This is a genomic window from Clostridium sp. DL-VIII (genome assembly GCF_000230835.1).
Lineage (GTDB): Bacteria > Bacillota > Clostridia > Clostridiales > Clostridiaceae > Clostridium.
In genome coordinates this window covers 6,358,779-6,371,278 of sequence record NZ_CM001240.1, presented here as the reverse complement: position 1 = coordinate 6,371,278, position 12,500 = coordinate 6,358,779, and the positions used below count along the sequence as shown (strand labels likewise).

Annotated in this window: 5 protein-coding genes and 2 rRNA genes (2 of these 7 cut by a window edge); all 7 read left to right on the top strand. The window is 34.6% G+C overall.

Going from position 1 to position 12,500, the window contains the following annotated elements:
- Positions 1-2,411: ribosomal RNA gene (locus CDLVIII_RS28695) — 23S ribosomal RNA — on the top strand (it extends 499 nt beyond the left edge of the window).
- A gap of 203 nt (positions 2,412-2,614) precedes the next feature.
- Positions 2,615-2,731, top strand: a 5S ribosomal RNA gene (gene rrf / locus CDLVIII_RS28690).
- A 473-nt stretch (positions 2,732-3,204) separates the two neighbouring features.
- Complete coding sequence (gene glgB / locus CDLVIII_RS28685; protein WP_009172979.1) at positions 3,205-5,643, top strand: 1,4-alpha-glucan branching protein GlgB; 2,439 nt, start codon at positions 3,205-3,207, stop codon at positions 5,641-5,643.
- A gap of 88 nt (positions 5,644-5,731) precedes the next feature.
- Positions 5,732-7,171 (top strand): glycogen synthase GlgA, encoded by a 1,440-nt coding sequence (gene glgA / locus CDLVIII_RS28680; protein WP_009172978.1) that lies wholly within the window; start codon positions 5,732-5,734, stop codon positions 7,169-7,171.
- 33 nt (positions 7,172-7,204) lie between these two features.
- Positions 7,205-9,640 (top strand): glycogen/starch/alpha-glucan phosphorylase, encoded by a 2,436-nt coding sequence (locus CDLVIII_RS28675; protein ID WP_035302653.1) that lies wholly within the window; start codon positions 7,205-7,207, stop codon positions 9,638-9,640.
- Positions 9,641-9,720: 80 nt separating this feature from the next.
- Positions 9,721-11,547 carry a glycoside hydrolase family 13 protein gene (locus CDLVIII_RS28670; protein WP_009172976.1) on the top strand — a complete coding sequence of 609 codons (1,827 nt, stop codon included), beginning with the start codon at positions 9,721-9,723 and terminating at the stop codon, positions 11,545-11,547.
- 248 nt (positions 11,548-11,795) lie between these two features.
- On the top strand, positions 11,796-12,500 hold the 5' portion of the coding sequence (locus CDLVIII_RS28665; RefSeq protein WP_009172975.1) for a glucose-1-phosphate adenylyltransferase. Its footprint extends 456 nt past the window's final position; only the first 705 of its 1,161 coding nucleotides appear in the window; it begins with the start codon at positions 11,796-11,798; its stop codon lies beyond the right edge, outside the window.

The window sequence follows — 12,500 nt, the reverse complement described above, 5'->3', positions numbered from 1 at the left end:
AGGGAAAGGTGAAAAGAACCCCGGGAGGGGAGTGAAATAGAACCTGAAACCATGTGCCTACAACCGATCAAAGCACCTTATGTGTGTGATGATGTGCTTTTTGTAGAACGAGCCAACGAGTTACGGTATGTAGCGAGGTTAAGTACTTAAGGTACGGAGCCGAAGGGAAACCGAGTCTTAATAGGGCGACTAGTTGCATGCTGTAGACCCGAAACCGGGTGACCTATCCATGGCCAGGTTGAAGCGAGGGTAAAACCTCGTGGAGGACCGAACCACGTTGCTGTTGAAAAAGCATGGGATGAGCTGTGGATAGCGGAGAAATTCCAATCGAACTCGGATATAGCTGGTTCTCCTCGAAATAGCTTTAGGGCTAGCGTCGGAAAATGTGAGTAGTGGAGGTAGAGCACTGAATAGGCTAGGGGGCATAGCGCTTACCGAACCTTATCAAACTCCGAATGCCATATACTATCAGTCCGGCAGTCAGACTGTGAAAGATAAGTTCCATGGTCAAAAGGGAAACAGCCCAGATCGTCAGCTAAGGTCCCAAAGTGTAAGTTAAGTGGAAAAGGATGTGGGATTTCTAAGACAACTAGGATGTTGGCTTAGAAGCAGCCACTCATTAAAAGAGTGCGTAATAGCTCACTAGTCAAGAGATCCTGCGCCGAAAATGTCCGGGGCTCAAACTTACCACCGAAGCTACGGGTTCACGCATTTGCGTGAGCGGTAGAGGAGCGTCGTAATCGGGCTGAAGTCGTACCGAAAGGAGCGGTGGACTGATTACGAGTGAGAATGTTGGCATTAGTAGCGAGATGTAAGTGAGAATCTTACAGGCCGAATATCTAAGGTTTCCTGAGTAAAGTTTGTCTTCTCAGGGTTAGTCGGGACCTAAGGCGAGGCCGAGAGGCGTAGCCGATGGACAATTGGTTGATATTCCAATACCACTATCATCGTTAATATCGAGGGTGTGACGGAGAAGGATAGGATGTGCTAGCTATTGGATGCTAGTCTAAGCGTTTAGGGAGTTGGGATTGGCAAATCCGTTCCAACAATTCTGAGGCGTGATGGGGAAGGTTCCACGGAACCGAAGTATCTGATTCCATGCTTCCAAGAAAAGCATCTAGAGAGAGAAGTAGTGCCCGTACCGCAAACCGACACAGGTAGATGAGGAGAGAATCCTAAGGCCGACGGAAGAATTGCAGTTAAGGAACTAGGCAAATTGACCCCGTAACTTCGGAATAAGGGGTGCCTGCAGAAATGCAGGTCGCAGAGAATAGGCACAAGCAACTGTTTAACAAAAACACAGGTCTCTGCTAAAGCGAAAGCTGATGTATAGGGGCTGACGCCTGCCCGGTGCTGGAAGGTTAAGGGGAATACTTAGCGCAAGCGAAGGTATGAACTTAAGCCCCAGTAAACGGCGGCCGTAACTATAACGGTCCTAAGGTAGCGAAATTCCTTGTCAGGTAAGTTCTGACCCGCACGAATGGCGTAATGACTTGTGCACTGTCTCAACTGCAAATCCGGCGAAGTTGTAGTGCGAGTGAAGATGCTCGCTACCCGCGATTGGACGGAAAGACCCCGTAGAGCTTTACTGTAGCTTAGCATTGAATTTCGGTATTGTCTGTACAGGATAGGTGGGAGACTGGGATACCAGGGCGTCAGCTTTGGAGGAGTCGTTGTTGGGATACCACCCTGATAGTATTGAAGTTCTAACTGGATGCCATGAAACTGGTGACAGGACATTGTTAGGTGGGCAGTTTGACTGGGGCGGTCGCCTCCTAAAATGTAACGGAGGCGCCCAAAGGTTCCCTCAGAACGGTCGGAAATCGTTCGAAGAGTGCAAAGGCAGAAGGGAGCCTGACTGCGACACTTACAAGTGGAGCAGGGACGAAAGTCGGGCTTAGTGATCCGGTGGTACCTCGTGGGAGGGCCATCGCTCAACGGATAAAAGCTACCTCGGGGATAACAGGCTGATCTCCCCCAAGAGTTCACATCGACGGGGAGGTTTGGCACCTCGATGTCGGCTCGTCGCATCCTGGGGCTGAAGTAGGTCCCAAGGGTTGGGCTGTTCGCCCATTAAAGCGGCACGCGAGCTGGGTTCAGAACGTCGTGAGACAGTTCGGTCCCTATCCGTCGCGGGCGTAGGAAATTTGAGAGGAGCTGTCCTTAGTACGAGAGGACCGGGATGGACTGACCTATGGTGTACCAGTTGTTTCGCCAGAAGCATAGCTGGGTAGCTAAGTCGGGAAGGGATAAACGCTGAAAGCATCTAAGTGTGAAGCCCACCTCAAGATGAGATTTCCCATAGCATAAGCTAGTAAGACCCCTTGAAGACTACAAGGTTGATAGGTCAGAGGTGTAAGTATGGTAACATATTTAGCTGACTGATACTAATAGGTCGAGGGCTTGACCAATATAAATCAAGTTGTAAATACATTAAGAACTGTGTGCAATTTTGAAAGAACAAGGTTCTTTTAAGTAGTAGTTATTTAGGATAATTACTGAAAAAATAGTATAAGCGATGAACAAGGGTTATTTTTCTAAGGAAACACTAACTCACATACGTTCGTTGGTGTGCTGTTTTTCAACCAAATCGAAGATTTGGGAAAAACATGCATCTCGTGATGATGGCATAGAGGTAACACTCCTTCCCATTCCGAACAGGAAAGTTAAGGTCTATAGCGCCGATGGTACTGCATGGGAGACTGTGTGGCAGAGTAGGACGTTGCGAGGTAAGATAAAAGATAGCTGATATGGCTATCTTTTTTATTTTCTTTAATTTTTAGAAAGCCACCTGCTAATGAGTGGTAGAGCTGACTTCTAATCATAAGTAAATTAAATTTATAACTAATTTATTTGAAAAATTTTTATCAAAATATATTTTAATAATTATAAAAAGCAAGAGGTATGGTGCCTCTTGCTTTTTTATACATGTAAACAATTAAGCACTTATTGAAGCTTTATGAGACAATTAAGTTCTTATAGATGTTTAAAAAGTATAGAAATGCATTATCAGTAAATAAACATGCATTATTAGCACGAAAGTTAAAAAATTAATTAATAAAATCTATGAAAGATTATAGAAAAAGAGTGAAAAAAATTACAATATTTGGTAATATATATTTATACAATAATTGGCTATGAAATATAAATATATAAGCTTAATGATGTAAGAGGAATAAGAAATATGGATGGGGGTATAATTTGATGCAAGATAATCCTAAAGACGATGAAGCTAGAAGTAAAGATGATATTGGTAAGTCAATTGAGGAAGAAAAAGCTTTAGTTGAAAAAGAAAGTTCAACTGCTGTTAAAAGGAAGAGAACAGTGAAAAGTAAGGGGAATTTATTATTAGAAGTTAATGAAAGTTCACTAGAGAATAATGAGAAAAAAGACTCTAAGGTTAAGGCAAAATCAAAAGGGAGTGCAAGAAGAACTACTACAAGGAAAAGTAAAGAAGATAAATCAAAAGCAGTAACTGAATCTGATTTAAAGCTCGATTTAATAGATAAAGATAATAAGAGTAATAAAACAAGAAAAAGTAAAGAAAAGACTAATGAGAAAGCATCATCCAAAAGAATAAACATCATAAAAAATAAAGAGGCTGTATTGGAGAAAGAAAAAATATTATCTGATGGAGAAGCGGAAAGAAATGAAGTTAAGAAGGTTTTAACTAAGGTGGATAAGGCAGAACTAACTAGTTTTAACACATATTTATTTCATCAAGGTAAAAATTATGAAGCGTATAACATTTTAGGAGCACATGTAAAAAAAGAAAAAAATAAGATAGGTATACAATTTGCAACTTGGGCACCTAATGCAAAAGAGGTGTATGTTGTAGGAGCATTTAATGATTTTGAAGTAAAAGATGAATTTAAACTTGAGAAAATAACTGAAAATGGATTGTGGAAAGGCTTTTTTACAGAAGTAAAGACTGGAGATAAGTATAAGTACTGCATAATAGAACAGAACGGAGAAAAGGGAGAGTATAAAGCAGATCCTTATGCAATACAAAGTGAATTAAGACCAGATAATGCTTCAATAGTATATAAGCCTAAAAATTTTAAGTGGACGGATAAAACATGGATTAATAAAAGAAGTAAGATAAATGCATTAGAAGAACCATTAAACATATATGAAGTACACTTAGGTTCATGGAAAAGAAGGGCTAATGGTGAGTTTTTTACTTATGAAGAAATAGGAGAAGAGTTATCTAGGTATATGAAAGAAATGAGATATACCCATGTGGAGATTATGCCTCTTGTAGAGCATCCACTAGATGCTTCATGGGGATACCAAGGAACAGGCTATTATTCTCCAACAAGCAGATATGGAAATATTGAAGGACTTAAAAGCTTAATTAATAAGCTTCATGAAGCTAATATAGGAGTAATAATGGACTGGGTTCCAGGACATTTTTGCAAGGATGCTCATGGACTATATAGATTTGATGGAACACCAACATATGAATATCAGGAAGAATGGAGAGCCGAAAATAAAGGCTGGGGAACCTGCAACTTTGATTTAGGAAAACCAGAGGTAAAAAGTTATTTAATATCAAATGCGTTATATTGGTTTAGAGAATTTCATATTGACGGTTTAAGAGTAGATGCTGTTTCTAGCATTTTATACTTAGATTACAGCAGGGCAGAAGGCGAGTGGATTCCCAATAAAAATGGAGGAAATGGTAATCTTGAAGCAATAGATTTTTTGAAGGAATTAAATAAGGCTGTTTTTAATGAATATAAAGCAGCTCTTATGATAGCAGAAGAATCTACAGCTTGGCCTAATGTTACAAAACCACCAGCTAATGATGGACTAGGATTTAATTTTAAATGGAACATGGGATGGATGAATGATACCTTAGAATACGTTGAAATTGATACTAAGTATAGAAAGTATAATCATAAAAATATAACTTTCTCAATGATGTATAACTATGCCGAAAATTATTTATTACCTCTTTCCCATGATGAAGTTGTTCATGAGAAGAAGTCATTAGTAGATAAAATGTGGGGAGATGAATGGAATAAGTTTGCAGGGCTCAGAGTTTTTATAGGCTATATGATGGGACATCCGGGCAAGAAATTGATATTTATGGGGTGTGAATTTGGGCAAAGAATTGAATGGAGAGAGCATTCAGAGCTTGAATGGGGAATAATAGAGGAATCAGATATTCATAAAAAAACCCAATTATTCTTTAAAGATATAAACAATTTATACCTTAATAACAGAGCTTTTTGGGAATTAGATCATGACTATAGAGGATTCAATTGGATAGAACCAGATAATAATGAGCAAAGCATATTAATTTTTGCGAGAAGAAGCAGAAATGATGAAGACACGTTAGTATTTGTAATTAATTTTACTTCTATAGTGTATTATGATTATAAAATTGGAGTTCCATTTTTAGGAAGTTATGAAGAGATATTCAATACTGATGATAGTAAATACGGTGGTTCCGGACAAGTTATGGGAGAAATATTAATAGCGGAGAAAATGCCATTCCATAATCAGCCGTACTCATTAACAATAAAGGTACCACCAATGGCAGCTTTAATATTAAAGATAAATGAAATTAGTTCGGAGCAAGAAAAAAAGTTAATTGACGAAATATCTATTAAAGAAGTTGATGAACTCAAATAAAAGCATTAAGGAAATCTTATTAATTGCTATTTAAGATTAGCAATTAATAAGATTGTTAAGTTATACACTATGTTGAGGGGGATAAAGAATGAGAGTTTTATTTGTAGCATCAGAAGCTAGTCCACTTATAAAAACTGGAGGACTTGGAGATGTTGCTGGAGCATTGCCTAAGGCACTTGCTAAGAGAAATGTAGATGTAAGAGTAGTTATACCTAAATATAAAGAAATCAATTGGGAAGTAAGAGATAAATTAAGGTTTATTAAATGGTTCAATGTTAATGTAGGCTGGAGAGAACAATTTTGCGGAGTATGGGAATACTTTTATAACGGAGTGACATATTATGTTCTAGACAATGAAAGATATTATAAAAGAGATGAAATATATGGTTTTTATGATGATGCTGAAAGATTCGCATTCTTTGATAGAGCTGTATTAGATATGTTGCGTCAAATAGATTGGCAGCCAGATTTGATTCACTGCAATGATTGGCAGACAGGAATGCTTCCTGTACTTTTAAAATTTCAGTATAAGAAAAATGATATGTTTTATTGGAAGATGAAGTGCGTATATTCAATTCATAATATAGCTTTTCAGGGGATTTTTGATCCTCAAATACTTCCGGAGTTATTTGGTTTTGATATGGAGTTATATGAAAATACCTGTTTAAAATTTGACGAAGGTGTAAGCTTCATGAAAGGCGGAATATATTATTCTGACATAATCACAACTGTCAGTGAGACCTATGCAAGTGAAATAAAAACTCCTGAATATGGTGAAAGATTGGATGGTGTATTAAGAGATAGAGCTTATGCGTTGAGAGGGATAACAAATGGTATAGATTATGATGAATATAATCCTAAAACAGATCGATTTTTGAATAAGCAGTATGATGTAAATTCTATTCAGGACAAGGTTATAAATAAAACTAGCCTGCAAAAGGAATTAGGACTTACCATTGATGAGAATATACCTATGATAGGACTTGTAACAAGGTTGACGCAGCAAAAGGGACTTGATTTATTAATAAATATTTCAGATAAAGTATTGCAGCAAAATGTTCAGCTAGTTATCTTAGGAACAGGAGATAAACAATATGAAGATCATTTTAGGTTGTTAAATTATAGATATGGTAATAAAGTATCTGCAAATATTAAATTTGATAATTCTATGGCAAGTAGAATTTATGCTTCAAGTGATATGTTTTTAATGCCGTCACGCTTTGAACCATGTGGACTCGGACAATTGATAGCACTCAGATATGGTTCTATTCCTATAGTTAGAGAAACAGGAGGCTTAAAGGATACGGTAGCAGCATACAATGAATATACTGGTGAGGGCAATGGGTTTAGCTTTAAAAACTATAATTCAGATGAATTATATAATATAATTCAATATTCATTACGGGTATATGAGAATAAAAAAGCATGGAATAACCTTATCAGAAATGCAATAAATTCTGATAACAGCTGGAATAAATCAGCGGAGGTATATTTAAATTTGTATAGGGAATTGACTGGACAAGATTAAGTCGAAATATGATACGGAGGTATATGGATGGGTATGCTCGAAATGGATAAGAAAGCATTTAAAAAAGCTTTTGTTAATAGGTTTGTAGAAATGCACGGTATTGAATTAAAGGAAGGAACTAATCAGCAAAAATATGATGCTTTGGGGTATTTGGTACGGGACTATGTTACCAGGGATTGGTTAAAGACAAATAAGAAATATAATAAAACCGGTGAGAAACAAGTATATTATTTTTCAATGGAATTCTTATTAGGAAGACTTCTTGGTGATGCATTATTAAATATAGGAATAAGGGATGTATGTAAGGACGCGTTAGCGGACTTAAATATAGATTTAGAGGAACTTGAAAATTTAGAACAAGATCAAGCACTTGGAAATGGGGGACTTGGAAGACTTGCAGCATGCTTTTTGGATTCAATGGCTTCTTTAAATATTCCCGGAAATGGATGTGGCATCAGGTATAAATACGGATTTTTTGAACAAAAGATAATTGATGGAAAGCAGGTTGAAGTATCTGAGAGCTGGCTTAAGGAAGGAAATGTATGGGAAAAAAGAAAGCCAGAGAAATCTGAAATTGTTAAATTCGGTGGAGAGGTGAAGGCAGAGGAAGTAAATGGACGATTAAGTTTTACTCATGTTAATTATGAGCCAGTGTTAGCAATACCTTATGATACACCAATTGTAGGGTATGAAAATGAAATTGTGAATACTCTTAGATTGTGGAGTGCAGAAGCAGTTTCAAATGAATTTGACTTTTCATCTTTTAGTAGAGGAGATTTTCTTCAAGCAATTAAATATAAGAATTCGGTAGAAGCAATTTCACAAGTCTTATATCCGGAGGATTCATTCTATGAAGGAAAAATGCTTAGATTAAAGCAGCAGTATTTTTTTGTTTCAGCAGGAGTTCAAAGCATCATAAGACATTATAAAAAACATGGACATCAAATTGAAGCTTTAGATGAGAAAGTGGCAATCCACATTAATGATACTCATCCAACTCTTGCAATTCCTGAACTTATGAGAATATTAGTTGATGAAGAAGGCTTAGAATGGAATACAGCATGGAGAATAACTACTAATACAGTATCATATACAAATCACACAATCTTATCTGAAGCACTGGAAAAATGGCCAGTAGACATGTTTAAACAGCTGCTTCCAAGAATTTATATGATAATTGAAGAAATAAATGAAAGATATTGTAAAGACCTTTGGGGAAAGTATCCGGGTGAGTGGGATAAAATTTCTAAGATGGCAATAGTATCAGATGGACAAGTAAGAATGGCACACTTGGCAATCGTGGGTAGTCATAGTGTAAATGGTGTAGCAAAGCTTCACACCGAGATATTAAAGAAAAAGGAAATGAAAGATTTTTATTATTTATATCCAAATAAGTTTAATAATAAGACAAATGGAATTACTCACAGAAGATGGCTTTTAAAAAGTAATCCAGAACTTACAAAACTTATTAAGGATACAATTGGAGATAGTTTTATTAGACATCCTCTTGATTTAAGAAGTTTCGAGAGGCATTTATATGATGGGGTTATATTAGAGCAATTGGAAAAAATAAAAAAATTTAATAAAGAAAAGTTAGCGGATATAATATTAAAAAATGACAATGTGAAGATAAATCCAGACTCCATATTTGATGTTCAGGTAAAAAGGATACATGCTTATAAGAGGCAGATACTCAATTGTCTAAGAATAATGGATTTATACAATAAATTAATTGATAATCCAGGCTATGATATTGTACCAAGAACTTTTATATTTGGAGGAAAAGCTGCTCCGGGATACTATTTAGCTAAAAATACTATTGAACTTATAAACAGCGTTGCTAAAAAGGTAAATAATGATCCTAGAGTAAATGAGAAGATAAAGGTAGTTTTTGTTCAGAATTATAGAGTTTCATTAGCTGAACGAATAATTCCTGGTGCAGATGTAAGCGAACAAATTTCAACTACAACTAAAGAAGCATCAGGGACATCAAATATGAAGTTTATGATGAATGGTGCTATTACAGTAGCAACATTGGATGGAGCCAATATTGAAATAAGAGATGAAGTAACAGATGAAAATATAATAATTTTTGGATTAACTGCAGATGAAGTTTTTAATTATTATCAAAATGGAGGCTATAGATCGATTGATATATATAACAATGATATAAGAGTAAAGAGAGTAATTGATGATTTAGTAAATGGAAAATATCATAACGATAGAAATAAATTTAAAAGCATTTATGAAAATTTAATAACTTATAATGATGAATTTTTTGTTCTAAGAGATTTTGATTCATATCTAAAAGCTCAAGACAAAGTTGATACTATTTATAGAGATACTGATAAGTGGCAGAGAATGTGTGGCGTTAATATTGCTCACTCAGGGATATTCTCATCTGACAGAACAATAGAAGAATATGCAACAGGAATTTGGGGATCAGAAGTAATTTATAAAAATCTATAAAGCAATTGAGTTTATTATAGAGTAATAATTTATACAAGATTCAAAAGCAATTTATGAGAAACTATGAGAGGAGTAATTTTATGAACGTTATGCAGGTATTACATGATTCACAGAGTATAGAATTCAGAAAACCATTTGGAGCTGTGGAAGCTGGTCAGAAGATTAAACTATCAATTAATATTGATAAGGAAGTAATAGCAGTATTAGAAATGATACAGTTTGATGGTACTAAGCTAAGTATGGAAATGCAAAAAGAGTATTTAAATAATGGCGAGTTCAGATATTCAGCAGAAATTGATACATCTGATGAGCTTGGAATATTAGAATATTATTTTATTATAATAGACGGGTATGACAGGTTATATTATGGAAATAACTATGAACATTTAGGTGGAATTGGACAAATATATACTTATAATCCTATTCCATATCAGATAACAGTATATAAAAGAACTTATACACCTGATTGGTATAAAGAGGGAATTATATATCAAATTCTTATAGATAGATTTTATAATGGCAATGAAAATAGTATCATAAATTCACCAAAAGAGAACTCTTTTATATATGGAAAATGGCATGATAGCCCAATGTATATTAAAGATAACTATGGAAGAATTGTGAGATGGGATTTTTACGGAGGAAATTTAAAAGGTATTATACAGAAGCTAGATTATATTAAATCTTTAGGAGTAAATATAATTCAATTAAGTCCTATATTTAAATCTCCTAGCTGCCATAAATATGATACGTCTGATTATGAAATAGTAGATGAGATGTTCGGAACTAATAATGAATTTAAAGAATTGTGTGAAACTGCCCAAAATAAAGGAATTAAAATTATCATTGATATAGTATTAGGATATACCAGTTCAGATAGCAAATATTTCAATAAGTTGGGTAATTACGGTGAAGTTGGAGCATATAATTCTCCTAATTCTAAATATTATAATTGGTATAGGTTTCTCAAATATCCGTATCAATATGAATCTTGGTGGGGAATAGATGAAAGACCAAGCATTGATTCAACTGAAAAACGGTATACTGACTATATTATAAAAAATGACAGCTCAATCATAGAGAAGTGGATAAAGTTAGGGGCGAGTGGCTGGAAATTAAATATAATAGATGAACTTTCTGATGAGTTTATAGAGTTAATTAGAAAGAGGATGCAGGGAATTAGCGAAGACACTGTGCTTATAGGTGACATCTGGGAGGATGCATCTAACAAAATTAGTTATTCTAAAAGGCGAAAATATCTTCAAGGTGAAGAAGTTCATGCAGCTACTAATTATCCATTGAGAGAAAGTTTAATTAATTTTGTTAAGGGTTATATAAAATCAGATAAACTTAAACAGAAGATAATGTCTTTATATGAAAATTACCCGAGAGAAAGTTTTTATGGAAATGTTAATATTGCTGGTACCATTGATACTGAAAGAATCTTAACTATTTTAGATGAAAATATTGAATTACTCAGGTTACTTGCAGTAATTCAATTCACATTACCAGGAGTTCCTCTTATTTGTTATGGTGATGAAGCAGGGTTAAAAGGTGGAAAAGAGCCTGATAATAGAAAAAGTTATCCTTGGGGGGAAGAGAATAAAGAACTTATTAAATTTTATCAGAAATTAACAAGCATAAGAAATAATGAAAATGGATTAAAGAAAGGAGATTTAAATATTTTAGATACAGAAACTGATGTATTAGCCTTTGAAAGAAATTATGAAAATGAAAAAATAATAATCTTGGTTAACATCTCTAATGAAGCAAAATTATTTAAAGGTATTAATTTAAATGGGGAGTATATGAGTTTATTTGATACTGATGAAAAATATAAGTTTACAGGGAGAAATAGTGGTATTACTGTTTTTTCACGAAATTTTAAGATATTACGCAAGCTTTAACTAAGTATATTTGACTAAATTATAGAAAGTTGACGAAGGCTTTTACAACAAAGTATATGGTAAAATCTTACAAATAATTTTATAATATATTGTATGAATCTCTAAAAGCAATTATGTAAATCAATAATTTTATAGATTACTACTGAATTAAATAGTACGTAGTAAATATATTATCAGCATATATTGCAAGCGCTAAAGAGTATCAGTTTATTAAATGGGTATAGGAACATATGAGAGGAGATAATATTATGGGTAAAAGGGAAATTGTAGCAATGATACTTGCCGGTGGACAAGGATCGAGGTTAGGGGTTTTAACAAAGAAATTAGCAAAACCGGCAGTACCATTTGGGGGAAAGTATAGAATTATAGATTTTCCATTAAGTAATTGTTCAAATTCAGGAATATACACAGTAGGAGTATTAACCCAATATAAACCGTTGGAGCTTAATGCACATATAGGTATAGGAGAAGCATGGGATTTGGATAGAACTCATGGAGGTGTAAGTATATTGCCACCATATCAAGAGGAAAAAGGCGGAGAATGGTATAAGGGTACTGCAAATGCTATCTATCAAAATATAGAATTTGTTGATAGATATGATCCAGAATACATTTTGATTTTATCTGGAGACCATATTTACAAGATGGATTATACAAAAATGCTGGATTTTCATAAGGAAAAGAAAGCTGAAGCTACTATAGCTGTAATTGAAGTTAGCATAAGCGAAGCATCTCGGTTTGGAATAATGAACACTAGAGAAGACTTATCAATATATGAATTCGAAGAAAAACCTAAAAATCCTAAAAATAATTTAGCATCTATGGGGATATATATTTTTAATTGGAAAACTCTAAAAAAGTATTTAAGGGAAGATGAGGCAGATAAAACTTCAAAAAATGACTTTGGTATGAATATAATTCCTAACATGCTGGGTGATGGAAATAGGATGGTC